Genomic DNA, 14,976 nt, shown 5'->3' on the forward strand with positions numbered 1-14,976 from the left:
AAAAATAATGGGAATGGAAAAGTTAAGAGATACGCCGACGTTCGGAAGACTGTTTAGAGAAATCGAGGAAGAAGCGACAAAGAGGGGCTTGGAACAAGGAATAGAACAAGGAATAGAACAAGGAATGAAAGAAGCAGAACGAAATTTTGTTAAAAAGCTTTTAGACAAGAATTATACGGATGAAGAGATATCTGAATTAACCAGCCTTGAGCTTGAAGAAGTAAGCATGCTTCGAAAATCACTTGAAAATTAATACAATACAACTGCGAGGGAACCTATTTCTGTTAATTATGTCACATTAGCAATAATGGGTTCTTTACATTTTTCAGAAGCGGCTATGGAGTACAATATCTTTAATTATAAATGATGTTGAGACATATTTTCATCTTTAAAATTGGGATTATCGGAAACAGTAAAGCCAATAATCTAAAACAAAGCTGAATAAAGGTTTGATGCATTTATATTTTAAAAAATTGACATTCAAATATATTCATTATAAAATACTCAACATTAAGTAAAGGGTGTGACTTTGATGACAAGATTACTTGTACTTGGCATGTTAGATACAAAACCAATGTCCGGCTATGATATTCAGCAGGCACTGCGGATGACAGATGCAGAAAGATGGGGCGGTGTATTAATAGGTTCGATTTATCATGCGCTCAAAAAATTAGAAAAGGATGGGTATATTGCAATTGACAAGGTAGAACAAACTGGTCACCGGCAAAAGTTTACGTATCGAATCACAGAAGAAGGAAAAAAACACCTGAAAGATTTGGTTCGAGAGGCATTAACCAGTTCATCCGTTCAATATCCTTCCTCTTTATATACTGGCATTTCTTTTTTTGATAAGCTGTCTGTAGAAGAAGCACGTCAAGCTTTAGAACAGCAGCAAATGACGTTGGGAAATGAATATCGCAGTGTTCAGGCAGGTTGGAAGGAAAAGGAAGCGGCGATAGAAGGCGATATTCCTCCCATGGTACAGCTGGTTTTTGATAATATGTTTGCCACTATCAGGCAGCAACAGGATTTCGTTGAGAAAGCATTGATGTACCTGGAAAAAAATGATCAGTAATTCTCCCTCTTTAATAAGAGGGAGAAAAAATTACATCTATAGTCAACATTGAATAATCAATAAAAAGTAAATTATATTTTATTTAAGATGGATAATAGCAGTCACAAAAGTAAAATAAAGAATTACTGCGGTTATCGGTGGAGGCGGCGTGTTAACGAGGCGATAAAAACGATTATTCCTTTTCCTCTTAAGGAGTAAAAGAAGAAAGGAGGCATTCAGCTTCTAAAAAAGGGGAGTGATAGTTGTTGATATCAACAACAAAATATTTGAAGAAAGAAGGAAAGTAAATGAATTAGGAACGAAATATTAAAAAAGCTCAAAAAAGCGTCTTGTTAGTTGTAACTTTAGCAATCTTCACGGATATGCTGCTTTATGGAATGATTGTTCCTATATTGCCGGACTATGCTGAAAGCTTAGGTATATCACAAACTGCAATCGGCATTTTATTTGGCAGCTACGCAGCTGCTTTATTAATTGCTACGCCTGTATTTGGTGTTGTTTCAGACAAATTTGGAAGACGCGGTCCGATGCTGTGGGGAATTTTAGGACTCGGTGCCGCTACATTGTTATTTGCGTTTGCGAATACTTTTTGGCTATTGCTCCTTTGCCGTGTTTTGCAAGGAATCGCTGCAGCTGCCACCTGGACATCCGGTCTTGCCCTGCTGGCAGACTTTTATCCATCTAAAGAACGGGGAAAAGTTATGGGAATTGCTTTATCCGGGCAAGCTGTGGGGACATTGCTGGGCCCGGCTTTCGGTGGCTGGCTCTACCAATTAGGGGGATATATGCTTCCGTTCTTTATAGCGGCAGGAATTGCCTTAATCGATGGATTGCTGCGAGTGTTTTTATTGAAAGAAGAGCCTCACAGAAAAGAAGAAGAGCCATCAGGAGCATTGCGTTTATTGAAAAATCGTACTTTGCTTATGATCGGCGGGGCAGTTGTTATCGGTGCTGCTATTCCAAGTGTGCTGGAACCGACATTTCCAACTCACTTAAGAGATGTGTTTAATGCATCACCTGGAGCTATCGGTTTATTATTTGGCGTACCTTCACTTGCTTATGCATTTACAGCTCCCATTATTGGAGGTCTTTCCACCAAAATCGGTCATCCTAAAACAATCACCATTGGTTTAGCCATTACTGCTGTTTCTCTGGTGCTCGTTGTTTTACCAACTAATATGTGGCTGCAAATTGCTGCTTTAGCTTGTATAGGGGTCAGTATGGGGACGGTGCTTGCGCCGACGCTTCCTGAACTTGCTGATATTGCACAGGAAAGTCAAACCCAAGCATATGGTGTTACCTTTGCAATTTATAATACAGCTTATTCTGCAGGAATGATGATTGGTCCAATGATTAGCGGGGCAGCTTCTGATTTTTTCGGTTTACAGCTAAGTTATTTTGCAATTGGGCTTATTGTTTTGGTATATATGCTAATTTTTGCAGTGATGACACCTTTGAAAAAGAAAGCAGGTTGAAAACTATGGAGGAACATAACATTTTTTCGGCTGCTGGCGGTTTGATATTTTCGAAAAGAAATACAGAAGGATAAAGTAAATATTTCTCAAGAGTGGATCATATTTAAATTGAAAAAGTACCAAGCAATGATTAAATAAAGGGCAGTAGTTAAAATAAATTTACTGCCCTGAAAGGACTTTGATTTATAATAATTGAGCAAATAATACTCAATAAAATGATATATCTTCATAATTAATTTCATGGGCGAGAAGTCCGACAGCTTTAATCTGCGTATCGTCCAACTGCTTCATGAAAGCAATATAATGTATTTTCCACTCTTTTTCTGTTTCAACGCCTTCAGCAATCATATCTAAAAAATCACTTATACCATCCCTTAATTCTTCATAAAATACGATTTTAGCTAAAATAGCCAGCTCGACATTGCCGAAGGACGCAAAAAGTGCATCATATTCTTTATTAAACAAACATCCTGCATGAAGCAGATCCAGATAATCATGCAGTGAAACAACATGCTCTCGAATGAGTTGTACTTTTTCTTCAGTATCGTTGCTTTCCAATACACGATCTACTAAGTTACGCATCTTGATATCACTCATCCGGTCATTCTCATTTACCTTGAACACCATTGTTTTTTCATGTTCTTTTACCTCCCTGATGATAAGTTTTTCGAAGCTGCCGATTTCGGCAGCGTTATTTACTCTTTGGACCAAAGTATCCCGATACAAATTGATGTAATCAGTAAGTGCCTGACCGGTTTGCAGGGATTCCTGTAATTGAGAGATTGATTCATGAACCGACTTTGCCCTTTGATCAGCAGGCGAGTCTGCTAACATCTGTTTAAGCCGTTCAAATTGTATTTCCGAAATTCGGACATGAGTCGCTTTCCCGCCGGACATAAGGGAAAAAACAGCATTATTTATCATTAATTCAAAAATATTAAATAGCTCAATTTGATAATTAAAGCGATTTATTTTCCCGAAATTTATTAAAATATACATGATATCCTGATAGCTAAAAAAGTGGCAGAAGCTTGTCTCCATTTGTAACCTTTCTAAATACTGCTTTATATAAAAAACACCTTGGAGCCGCATATCATCAACGGCTAAAGGATAGTCAATACTAGCCATGGTATTTTGGGCTTCAAAAATAATATCATAGTGTCTCATAAATACCGGCAACGATTCATCTATGGTCATTTGATATGCATCGACGGGCACATTTAATTTCAGTTTTTTTACTTCTTGATACAGTTGTTTCGTCTCGTCAACATAACGGCGCAATAACTCAACGCCTTTAGAATGAATTTCTTTTATGCTCTTATTATTGAGTTGAATCAAAGCTTCTTCCGGATTCTTAAAATGCAGAGTATAGGCATCAATAGCGTAAATCAGGGACGTCATCATTCCTTCTGCTGTTTCCGTTGTCACCGACGAACTTTCTCCTTGCGTATGCTGCAGGAGCAACTGCTGGAGAACCTGCAGCATTTCTACCTGTATCTGATAAGCTTTTTGATTTGAGATAAATCCCGACCGCTGACCTTCTTGCAGAAGAGACAGGGTATATTGGTTCTGCTTTAACCGTGATTGATCAATTAACTTATTAGAAATCCGCCGGGAATGCTCAGATTTATGATTGAATTCCATATGTTATTCATCCCCCTTATATATAGAATCAGGAAATGAAATATCCCTTCTGTAATTCTCTGCGAATTCTTCCATTTTACTTCTTAACAGTTCGATAGAGCCGGCGCAGGGTCCGTTATAATAATCATTCATCCGTTGAATAAGCTTTGTATCTCCAATCCTGTCCTCCGTTTCGTTTCTAAGATAATAAAAAATCTCCTGAAGTTCATTTAATGTATCTATATAATACTCTTGATTCATATAAGGGGAAGCAGAAAATACCTCAATTAACTCCTTTAGCACACCAATGCTCATTTCAACTCTCGCATGGTCGCGCAGTACTTTATTTCTGGAGATCACCAGCGATTTTGCCTCATCCGGTGTCAGCATCAAACCATGCTCTTTTGTTTTTTTATTTAAACCAACCAGCTCCATTACTGTATTGGAGTTCTGGGATAATTGGATGGAATGTAACATATCGGATAAATTCATGAGGTATCACCTTTCTTAAAAAGATATTTAGAACACAAAAAGGGTTCCCTTGGCCGAGGGAACCCTATTATATAATTAAAAATAATAAAAGTAAATTATAGCATAAATAATATTTTTTGTCAAATATTTAGATTGGTAAAAGCGTGAGTTAAATTATCCGGTATTTACAACTATTAACCCATCGTATACACTTATTAAAGGTGGTTAATAAAGTAGGTTAATTAATGTGAGGGGGTTGTTCAGTTGAGTGAAGAAAGCAATCTTATCAGACGTGAAAATTCTAAATTATTGAGAGCACTGCTGTTTAGAGAAAGAAAAGCTATTAAAGCAGAGATGGTTAAAGAAACTGGTCTTAGCGTGGTCACTATTAACTCACTGGTGAAAGAATTAGTACAGGAAAACATTTTATTAGAGAACGCTTCTGTACAACAAAAGACAGGAAGACCAGCAGCTGAGTACATTTTTAATTATGACAAATCATATTACCTTCTCATTTCAATCCAAGAAAAAAAGAGTCATGAAAGGAAAAGAAGATTAGAAATAATAGTTAAAATAGTAAATTTGGGCGGCGTTGAAATAGTTTCTGAAGTTCTTGAATTCTCGAATAACATGGAAGATCTCTTGGGAGTTATTGAAAAATATATTCATAGAGAATACGAAATCGAGCGCATAGGACTGGCGCTGCCCGGGAAAATATTTGAAGGTGTTATTACCTCAAGCTGGGGAAGTGTGTTTGATTGCTGGAATATTGAAGAAGAGCTAAAAAAAATTACCGACATTCCCATAAAAATTCAAAATGATGCCCATATTATGACGATGGGGTTTTGTGCGGAACATAATCTTACAGATGGAAGTGTTGTAGGAATATTTTATCCGGAAAAAAGCATGCCGGGTGTAACGATACTTTCGAATGGTGTACTTATAGAGGGACAAAAAGGGCTGGCAGGTGAAACAAAGTATCTTCCGATGCTGATGGATAAGGCTGCTCCGGATACCGATATAGAATTGGCGAGCAATCTTTCAGAAATAGTTGCTATCTATAATGCTGTTATAGCGCCTGATATTTTTGTGATTTCCTCTGAAAATATCGATGAAAAAATCATAAGGAAGCAAATTGAAACGAATACTTATCTATCCAGGCAACCGAACAATCCTGTTATATATTTTGACCGGAATTTCCAACAAAGCATGACGGCAGGCTTAAGGTGGCTGGTTACAAAAGATTCAATTTATAACATTTGATAGACTGTGATGCATTTCAAATGCTTGCAAGAGATGACGATTAACTGATCGTTTCTAATCTTTATCAAACAATAAAAATAATGGGAGAAGGAATATGGCAATATATCTTTTACTAATCATCTATTTAGCTTTTATCAGTTTAGGTTTACCCGATTCATTATTGGGCGCGGGATGGCCAGTGATGCAATCAGATCTTAACGCACCGATTGAAGCAGGTGGAATTCTTTTTATGCTGATTGCATCTGGCACGATTATCTCCAGTTTAGTCAGTGGTAAGCTTCTTAAATTATTCGGTACCGGTAAAGTAACTTTTGTTAGTGTTCTCATGACTGCCGTTGCTTTATTAGGGTTTTATTTTGCCCCTTCAGTTATTTGGTTAATTATCTGCACCATTCCTCTCGGGTTGGGAGCTGGAGCTGTTGATGCGGGATTAAATGACTATGTAGCAACTCATTATAAGGCACATCATATGAGCTGGCTGCATTGCTTCTGGGGAGTAGGGGCATCGCTCGGCCCCATGATAATGGCTCTATTTATTTCGGCGGATAATTCCTGGAGAAATGGGTATCTCGTCATTGCCGGCATTCAGTTTGTGTTGGTTCTGATTTTATTTTTTTCCTTACCTTTATGGAACAAAGTAAACCTAAACAGTAATAACGGTGTACAAGAGCAGAAAGAAGATGAAATTCATCAGCCGGAAGATGACACTGTTAAAAAGTTAAAACCAACCCAAATGAAAGGGGTCAAACTGGCACTTGTCTCCTTCTTATTGTATTGTGGTGTTGAAGCGACGGTGAACCTTTGGGGGAGCAGCTTCCTGGTAGGCGTTAAAGGATTAGATGCGGCAACTGCAGCCGGCTGGGTTTCCTTGTATTTCGCGGGAATAACAATTGGCAGGTTGATAACGGGTTTTATTACCTTTAGAATAACTAATCGGATCTTGATTAGAGCGGGTCAGATGACAGCATTAATAGGAGCTGTTATCCTGATGCTGCCATTGCCGGATCTTTTCTCATTGGCTGGGTTTATTATTATTGGACTTGGCTTAGCTCCGATATTTCCGTGTATGCTGCATGAAACGCCATCACGTTTTGGGAAAAAACACTCTCAGACAATAATGGGTTATCAGATGGCTGTTGCTTATACAGGCACTACATTTGTACCGCCTGTTATTGGTTTTGTTGCGTCACATACGACACTCGGAGTCTTCTCAATTTGTATTCTTATTTTTATTGCAGCAATGTTTCTGAGTTCGGAGAAATTGAACAGCTTGTTGAAAAAGAAACCATTATTGGAAACACAGAAATAAAAAATGATTAATCAAATTCTGGATAGGAATATATTTATTTAAAGCGGCAGGAGGAAATCATATGATTAAATTAATATTAACGGATATGGATGGTACATTTTTGAATAATAGTGGTGATTTTAATCGGGAATTGTACATAGAGGTTAAAAAGATAATGAAGGAAAAAGGCGTGATATTTGCACCTGTTACCGGAAAGCAGTGCGAACGTGTGGAGGCATTATTTGGAGACGATTCAAAGGATTTATGGATTCTGGGGGACAGCGCAACGAGAATCAAGCATCAAGGTAAATTTGTTTATGAATCATTGCTAAGCAATAAATTAGGACTGGAAATTATTCACTTACTTGAGGAAATTAGCTCAGAGCATACGATTATCGCATGCACAAAAGAGGCGGCGATTGTTAAACAAAACCTTTCACCGGATGAAATGAATATTGTCAAAGGGTCATATACGCAGATTAAGCAAGTTGCCGATTTTAATGAAATAAAGGATGTTTTTATTAAGGTAACCGTTCATGATCCGCTTTTAAATTGTTTTGAGACGAAAGAAAAACTATCTCCGTATTTTGAGTCGGCTTATATTGTTGCTTCTGAAGCAGCCTGGATTGATATTGCAAATGCTAATGTTCATAAGGGGACTACCGTTGAACATTTACAGCATTTATTAAATACAGCCCCTGAAGAAACGATGGCGTTTGGTGATGGTTACAATGATTTGGAGCTTATGGCACGTGCGAAATATAGCTTTGCAGTCCGGAATGCAGTGCAGGAATTAAAAGACGCTGCAAATTATATCACTCGTTCCAATGAAGAAGATGCTGTAATGAAGACCATTATTCAAATGTTATCTTTGCAGAGGAATCAATGATAATTGAAGTATCCCGCGTTCGCATCTTGTTATTCTGATAGCAGGATGCGAATTGTTTTGCAGGAAAATCTTCGTAACGTAAGACTTATCTCCGCAAATTAATAAAATCTCACCAAATACTTAAAATTCAATATCGGTTTTTGGATTTTACTATAACAGAAAGAGTAATAAATCGAAAAATTACTCTTATACCATAATAATAAATAAATAGTGACAAATCATTTAAATTATTATTAATTAATAAATGGTTGATCTTTTAGTGTTTTTTAATATCTGATATTATTAATTCATTTTATTTATAATTACTTTGACACATAGAGTAATAAATGATAATATTACTCTATCAGATAGAATTATATGACGAGGAAGGATTATTATGATTAGAAGTGATATTATCCGGGGGCATCTGGAATCGATTATACTGCGGCTGATTTATGAAAATGATCAGTATGGTTATGAAATATCAAAACAAATCAGCTTACGGACAGAAAATCGTTTTCAGATTAAAGAAGCAACATTATATGCCGTTTTCCAACGCCTTGAAAAGAAAGAATTAATTGAGTCATATTATGGTAAAGTGTCTCATGGCAGAAAGCGGAAATATTACAGAATTACGATGTTAGGTAAAGCATATTTAAAAGAGACAGCCAGGGAATGGAAGGAAACAAAAGAAATTATTGATTTGTTTATGGAGGGATTAGATTGAATAAGATAAAAAACCATGTAGATGATTTATTTAAAGATATACCAAAGAGTGAGGAAAAAGAAATCATCAAGCAAGAGATTTTTCAAAATCTGGAAGAAAAAGTATATGATTTAATGGCTCACGGGAAAGAAGAAGAGGATGCTGTCAATAAAGCTATCGTGGAATTTGGCAACATTGACGAAATAAAAAACGAGTTAGGTGTTTATAACGTAAGCAGTGATGGAGATGAAAAAAGAATTGAAAGAGCAAAAATCGATTTGAATTTCTCTATCTGGGGGAGTATTTTATTTATTGCCTTGATGGTTTTTATTAATTTGTACTACTCCCCATCAACAATTTGGTTTGTTTATCCGACCTTTGCTATTTTATGGTGGCCGCTCAGTATGTTTTACCGCTGGAGAAAATTAAAATAATAGAGGTGCCGATATGAAGCAGGAAATTGTTTTTGCAACACTTGGCAGTATGATGACGATTGTATTTTTGATGATAGTTAATCTTCTCACCAGTCCTGAGCATTTTTGGTTTTTATATCCTTCTCATATACTTATTTTGTGGCCTGTCAGCCTTTATTTTTTAAATGAAAAGCAGTATAAATTTGGTGTTCTTTTTGCAGGACTAGTAATCATCTTTTTCTTATCAATAAATAATTATTTCAATTCACCGGGGCACCCATGGGTTTTATACGCTGCTTATCCAATTGTTTTAATAGTAGTCTTAACTTTCTTAGGTAAAGCAAGTATCAAGCTATCTGTTGCAATAATCGGAAGTTTGGCTGCTATTCTGTATTATTCAATCTTGAATTATTATTTTTCCCCAGGATATCCATGGGCGGTTTATCCTGCATATGCGGTGTTATGGTGGCCAGCTCTTTTATATTTTATCAAATCTAAAAGATATTTTGGACTGTCTGTTTTCGGAACTTTCTTAACTGTTGTATTTTTCATTGTGATCCGTGCAATTTCCACCCCAAATGTTATTTGGGAAGTATTTCCCATTTTTCTGATTCTGTGGTGGCCTTTGAGTATGTATTTTTATGGTTCTAATAAAAGAACCCGGGAAGTATAGAATGAAGTTGATTTAGAAAAACATAACGATTTGTTATCGATCTGAGTGAATAGACGACAGTCAATGGAGCAATGAGACATATTGAAAGATAAGAAAAATCTTTTCCGGGAAACCGGATTAATATCTGGAATTAAAAGTCTGCTAAGTTAATGCAAATGGGTGTACAGCACAGGAAGGAATTAAATGTATAAGATGAAAAGTATAAAGAAAATAATAATATATATAGCAATCATTATTGTAACTGTATTCGTTATAACATTGGTATGGGATGTTCTCAGGAAAAATTGTTACCTCAAATGTTAGAAAATCCATTACCTCAAGTTGTAACAGAGCTGGATATCCCTTTATACTTTGTCATGGGTAAATACGATTACATGACTTCCTATCAAGCAGCGAAGCAATATTTTGATAGCATTGAAGCCGAACATAAGGAATTTATTCCTTTTGAGAAATCGGCGCATTATCCTCAATTTGAGGAGAAGGAGAAATTTTACCGATGGATGTCTGATACATTTTGTATATATTGTAATGATTAACTATGGATGATATCCACTATTTCTCTGGTCGCTTTTTTTGCTTCTGGAATAGGGTAAAGTACAAAGATATGATTCATTTTTGGATATTCAAAATAATTTATATCCACTTTTTTCGCTCTCAGTCTGTTTCTGAACTTTCTGGCATCAGGTAAAAAAACTTCATGTGTCCCGACAAATAAAGTGATTTCTCCCAACCCATGTATCTCTCCGTTTATTGGGCTGAGTAAATAATGATTCGGATCTGTGTCTCCTGCATACGCTTTTCCCATTTCAATTAATCCAAAAATACCCAGCATTGGATCTTTGCGTTCCAACGCAGCAGCATCTGGATTTTTCATTGTAATATCCAGCCAAGGTGAAATTAAGATGATATGCCGTGGCTGTGATAACCCTTTTTCCAAGAGCAATTGTGCTAATGCTAACGCAAACCCTCCCCCGGCTGAATCGCCCATCAAGGTAGTGTTAGCTTTACCGAATCTCTTCAGAATCCATTCATATATTGGAAGAACTTTATCAAATGATTCATTATATTGATGGTTGGGGGCTTTGGGATAGATTGGAACGAAAATTTTAGCATTCGTTTCTTTTGCTATTTTTCCAAGAAAAAGCCAGTGGAAGACGGACGGCTGTTCTATATATCCGCCTCCATGCAAATAGAGTACAGCTTTTTCAGAAGTATTTTTTTCTTGATTAAAAATATAATAGTCCATTCCATCAAACTTTTGTTTTGTTATATCAAATTTTCTTTTAATAAATTTCGGCAAGACATAAGGCTTCTCATTTTTGATTTGTTTTTCTTTTAAAAATTTAGCGTATAATTTATGATTGCTAAAATTATTTTTATTACTCAACCGTGTGAGTAAACGTTCTGCAAGCCAGCTCTGAATACTTCTCATATTCGCATCCTCCTTGTATGTCATTATCATTTGCTTTTATTTACAGCGGTCAGCCTATTTTGAACAATAATTTCTACCATGCCATAGTTAAAGTGATTTTTAAGTATTTGAACGCTGTGGTATATGTATTGCTTCATCGGTAAACCAGCAGGTAAGTTTGTATGGGTATAACCGGTACAATCTCATTTAAACAAACTAAAAAACCATCCTTTCAGTATAAAACAAAAGGAGATGGCCGCATTCCCTTCTAAACACCATAACAAGTATATACTCTTCTTCAATATTTATCATCTTTAAATAGGATTGCGACAGGACGTTGCGAATTTAACCGAACTTCCTTCCGTTTTGGGACTGGGACTGGGACTGCGATTACTCGTCCCACCGAAAACCGTCGCAGTGGCGGACATCTCCTTGGCAAGAACACAGGTTTTTTAAAGACCAAATGATTTTCTTGGTTTTTTTACAGTAAAGATTCAATTTGTTTGGAAAATATACAGTTCATTTTGCCTGACTATTATCAGGGTGAATACTACGAATATTTATATAAATTGATGGACAGAGCCCTGTAAAAAGAGAAATGACATCTTCTTTTCTCAGCAGGGGAAGCATATTATGTATTAATCTTACTGAAAATATTACAGAATAGAAAGGATTTAATGAGTAATTTTCAGCAGGTATTTTGAATCTGTACCTATAAGCAAATATGTAGATTTCAAAAGAAAAAAAGAGTAGTATGAAAATTGAAAATAAAATTATTTAAAAGGGGGTAACTTAAAATGAAAAAGTTCTATCTCATGTTATTAGCCTTGATTTTAGTGTGCGCATTAGCAGCCTGTGGAGGAGACAGCAAGGATGAAAACGCTGATAATGCAGGGAGTGAAGGAGAGACGGAAACAGAGCCGGCAGGTGATGAAGATGATGAGGGAAATGGAGAATCTGCCAGCGTTGAAGCGGGAGAAGAAGTATTTCAAAACAACTGTACCGGCTGCCATGGTCAGGATATGGCAGGAGGAAGCGGCCCGGATTTAACAGAAATCGGCAGCAAATATTCTCAGAATGAGATTGCTGACATTGTTGAAAATGGAACAGATGGAGGAATGCCAGCTTTTAAAGATCTTGAAGACGATGAATTGGATGAACTGACTAATTGGTTAAGTGAACATAAGTAATATGTACTGAAAAATTACAAGTATACATTGAAATGCTCCCTTTATAGCAGAAAGAGAGTTCTAACACGATAAAGGGAGCTTCTTTTTCGGTTTTCCTGATAATTGATTACAGGGCTACAAAGAAATGCGATATGCAAATACACTGAATTAGAAAAAAAGGGGAAAGCTGTTTTTACTTAATAGGTTAGACTACAATACAGATTCGATTTGAATTGGAAAGGTTTAAAGAAGTATATTATTGAAATACTGCTTCCTCAAACGGGTTAAATGAATTTTTTATATGTAATTCTTCTTTTAATTCTGCTTTTAGTTGTTCATATATTTCATCGGATACACCATTATCGAAAAAAGTGGGGTTTTCCATTCGAAAGCTCTGCTATTTTGAATAGAAAACACTTAAAATTATTAGAATTTTTTAAATAATAACTGTCAAAGTATCTCTTTAATGATATGATAAATACAGAATTTGTATATAAAAGCAGAGGGAAGGTAACAAAATGATAAAAAGAATCAGCATTTTTCTTTACATATTCTTATTATGGCTATGTTTTCCTAATCCTTTCTCGGCAGCGGAAAATTCAACGCCATCAGGGATACCGATGGATGAACTGGAGGAATTTATAGATAATTATGCAGAAGAATACATCGGAGATACCGTAGCCGGTGCAGCAATTATTGCTATCAAGGACGACCAGATTGTCTTTTCTAAAGGATACGGTTATGCAGATGTAGAGAATCAAATTCCGATGGATCCGGAGACAACCGTTCTGGAATGGGGGTCGATTACCAAATTATTTGTCTGGGTCTCTGCCATGCAGCTCGCTGAGCAGGGAGAACTGGATTTGGAGGAGGATATACGAAACTATTTACCGGACGGTTTTTTGACTAAATTAAATTATGATGAACCCATTACCGTCTTAAATTTAATGCATCACAACGCAGGCTTTGAAGAGAATATTTTTGATTTATTATTCGATTCCCCAGAGCAGTTGGTTTCCTTGGAGGAAGTCTTGAAAATAGCGGAGCCGGAGCAGGTTTTTAAGCCTGGCGAGGTTGTTGCTTATTCCAATTACTCTACTTCTTTAGCAGCTTATATTATTGAAGAAATAACCGGCCAGCCATTTTATGAATATGTGGATAAACATATTTTTGAAGAATTAGAAATGGATCATTCAACCATGCATCTGCCTGTGGAAGATAATCAGGAAATGGCACTTCATAAAGGAAAAGGGTATTTTTCAGGAGAGAACGGTGACTTTATAGAATCGGATCCTTTTTATATTTCCATGTATCCCAGTGGAGGAATAAATGGAACTGCAGCTGACCTGGCGAAGTTTGCGCAGGCTTTGATGCTGCCTGAGTCAGAGGATACTTCTTTATTTCTGGAAAACGGCACAGTTTCTGAATTGCTTGCAACAAGCTACACTCCTGAAGAAGGAGTTCCGGGACTCGCACACGGTTTTTGGGAATACGATGGCAAGTATAGAGGTTTAACACATTCAGGGAATACGGTTGCTTATTCCAGTAATATGCAAATTGTACCAGAAGATAATTTTGCCATTATTATTTTAACCAACCAGGCAGATGAAATCGACCTTTTATTTGGCCTGACAGATGAATTGGTGGGCAGGGGAGATTATACCGTACAGGAAAACCTTCCGGCGGCGTCGAAGGTAGAAGGATCTTATTTGTCGGCACGCCGTACATATAACGGATTTATGAATCTATACGCATACCTTGCACCATTGCATGTAGAAGCTGTGAATGATGAGGAAATTGAATTGGATATGGCAGGTTTTAAAGCTGTTTATACACAAACAAGTCCATATGTCTATAAGTTAAAAAGTGGAGATGATGTCTTTATACCAAGCAATGTGATGTATTTTCATGAGAATGATGGAAAAATAGCCCAAATTTCAACAACATACGCTGACTATCTCCCGATGGATAAAAGTAAAGCCTTCTTATTTATCAGCTTAGGGTTATTTATTTGGTGCATGCTTTACTTTCTAATTAACCCGTTTATCCTAGCAGTAATGGCTTTTATACAAAAGAGAAGAAAGAAAAAAATATTGGCGGTTACAAAATGGAATTGGATTTTGACACTTTCAGGCACTGCCCTGGCATTAAATATAGCAGTGTTAATTATACGTATGTTAAGTAAACCAATGCGGGCGTATTCAGAATTGCTTCCTCATTTTATAGGAAATTATGTTTTTTCTGTTGCCAGTTTTATTTCCGTTATTATAGTGATTGTATTGTGGAGTAAAACGCAGCTGTCCAAGGTGCAGAAGATTGGATATGCATTGACTTGCATCAGCAGTATTCTGTTTATTGTCTGGTTGATGATTTGGCAGATGTATTCATAAGCTTAAGCTGTCTGATTTAAATTGCCGGAAATAAGAAAGGAAGCTCTGATCTTTTGTGAAGACTGATGATTACTTCGTTGTCTTGTTCTTACGCAGCTTTTGCATAGAAATGGTTGCATTTTGCCAGAAGAAGAGCTATCTTGAAAATAAG

15 protein-coding genes and 1 pseudogene are annotated in these 14,976 nt (G+C 36.5%); 12 read left to right on the forward strand and 4 right to left on the reverse strand.

Annotated features, from left to right (window positions below; all coding sequences use genetic code 11):
- The first annotated feature begins 7 nt into the window (after window positions 1-7).
- The 3 genes from BN1068_RS03415 (at window position 8) to BN1068_RS03425 (ending at window position 2,550) form a co-directional block, all read left to right on the forward strand.
- Complete coding sequence (locus BN1068_RS03415; protein ID WP_077601418.1) at window positions 8-253, forward strand: RpnC/YadD family protein; 246 nt, start codon at window positions 8-10, stop codon at window positions 251-253.
- A 279-nt stretch (window positions 254-532) separates the two neighbouring features.
- Window positions 533-1,075 carry a PadR family transcriptional regulator gene (locus tag BN1068_RS03420; protein WP_077601419.1) on the forward strand — a complete coding sequence of 181 codons (543 nt, stop codon included), beginning with the start codon at window positions 533-535 and terminating at the stop codon, window positions 1,073-1,075.
- 305 nt (window positions 1,076-1,380) lie between these two features.
- Window positions 1,381-2,550, forward strand: coding sequence for an MFS transporter (locus BN1068_RS03425; protein ID WP_139344697.1), 1,170 nt, complete (start codon window positions 1,381-1,383; stop codon window positions 2,548-2,550).
- Between the two features lie 207 nt (window positions 2,551-2,757).
- On the opposite strand, the gene BN1068_RS03430 is transcribed toward BN1068_RS03425, so the two are convergent.
- Window positions 2,758-4,194, reverse strand: a complete 1,437-nt coding sequence (locus tag BN1068_RS03430) for a DUF6179 domain-containing protein (protein WP_077601420.1) — start codon at window positions 4,192-4,194, stop codon at window positions 2,758-2,760.
- 3 nt (window positions 4,195-4,197) lie between these two features.
- Entirely contained in the window at window positions 4,198-4,665 is a 468-nt protein-coding gene (locus BN1068_RS03435; protein WP_077601421.1) for a DUF6323 family protein, read from the reverse strand.
- A 243-nt stretch (window positions 4,666-4,908) separates the two neighbouring features.
- Between BN1068_RS03435 and BN1068_RS03440 the strand changes: the two genes are divergently transcribed.
- From BN1068_RS03440 to BN1068_RS03470, 7 genes and pseudogenes are all read left to right on the forward strand, one after another.
- Entirely contained in the window at window positions 4,909-5,907 is a 999-nt protein-coding gene (locus tag BN1068_RS03440) for an ROK family protein (RefSeq protein ID WP_077601422.1), read from the forward strand.
- Window positions 5,908-6,001: 94 nt separating this feature from the next.
- Window positions 6,002-7,216 carry an MFS transporter gene (locus BN1068_RS03445; RefSeq protein ID WP_077601423.1) on the forward strand — a complete coding sequence of 405 codons (1,215 nt, stop codon included), beginning with the start codon at window positions 6,002-6,004 and terminating at the stop codon, window positions 7,214-7,216.
- 61 nt (window positions 7,217-7,277) lie between these two features.
- Window positions 7,278-8,084, forward strand: a complete 807-nt coding sequence (locus BN1068_RS03450) for an HAD family hydrolase (protein ID WP_077601424.1) — start codon at window positions 7,278-7,280, stop codon at window positions 8,082-8,084.
- Between the two features lie 376 nt (window positions 8,085-8,460).
- Window positions 8,461-8,790 (forward strand): PadR family transcriptional regulator, encoded by a 330-nt coding sequence (locus BN1068_RS03455; protein ID WP_077601425.1) that lies wholly within the window; start codon window positions 8,461-8,463, stop codon window positions 8,788-8,790.
- Complete coding sequence (locus BN1068_RS03460) at window positions 8,787-9,203, forward strand: permease prefix domain 1-containing protein (RefSeq protein ID WP_077601426.1); 417 nt, start codon at window positions 8,787-8,789, stop codon at window positions 9,201-9,203. The genes BN1068_RS03455 and BN1068_RS03460 overlap by 4 nt, the downstream gene beginning before the upstream one ends.
- A gap of 13 nt (window positions 9,204-9,216) precedes the next feature.
- A complete protein-coding gene (locus BN1068_RS03465; protein ID WP_077601427.1) occupies window positions 9,217-9,855 on the forward strand; it encodes a hypothetical protein in 639 nt (212 codons plus the stop codon).
- 218 nt (window positions 9,856-10,073) lie between these two features.
- Window positions 10,074-10,391 (forward strand): annotated as a pseudogene (locus tag BN1068_RS03470) (alpha/beta hydrolase); the annotation flags it as partial.
- Here BN1068_RS03470 and BN1068_RS03475 read toward each other — a convergent pair.
- Entirely contained in the window at window positions 10,388-11,287 is a 900-nt protein-coding gene (locus tag BN1068_RS03475) for an alpha/beta hydrolase fold domain-containing protein (protein WP_077601428.1), read from the reverse strand. The pseudogene BN1068_RS03470 and the gene BN1068_RS03475 overlap by 4 nt on opposite strands.
- A 776-nt stretch (window positions 11,288-12,063) precedes the next feature.
- Between BN1068_RS03475 and BN1068_RS03480 the strand changes: the two genes are divergently transcribed.
- Window positions 12,064-12,456 (forward strand): c-type cytochrome, encoded by a 393-nt coding sequence (locus tag BN1068_RS03480; protein WP_077601429.1) that lies wholly within the window; start codon window positions 12,064-12,066, stop codon window positions 12,454-12,456.
- Between the two features lie 235 nt (window positions 12,457-12,691).
- Here BN1068_RS03480 and BN1068_RS24145 read toward each other — a convergent pair whose 3' ends face one another.
- Window positions 12,692-12,820: a hypothetical protein gene (locus BN1068_RS24145; protein ID WP_260052924.1), complete on the reverse strand. Its 129-nt coding sequence runs from the start codon at window positions 12,818-12,820 to the stop codon at window positions 12,692-12,694.
- Window positions 12,821-12,953: 133 nt separating this feature from the next.
- Here BN1068_RS24145 and BN1068_RS03485 point away from each other — a divergent pair, with 133 nt between their 5' ends.
- Window positions 12,954-14,825, forward strand: coding sequence for a serine hydrolase domain-containing protein (locus BN1068_RS03485; protein ID WP_077601430.1), 1,872 nt, complete (start codon window positions 12,954-12,956; stop codon window positions 14,823-14,825).
- Window positions 14,826-14,976: the final 151 nt, after the last annotated feature.

Source organism: Oceanobacillus sojae (genome assembly GCF_900162665.1).
GTDB classification, from domain to species: Bacteria; Bacillota; Bacilli; order Bacillales; family Amphibacillaceae; genus Oceanobacillus; species Oceanobacillus sojae_A.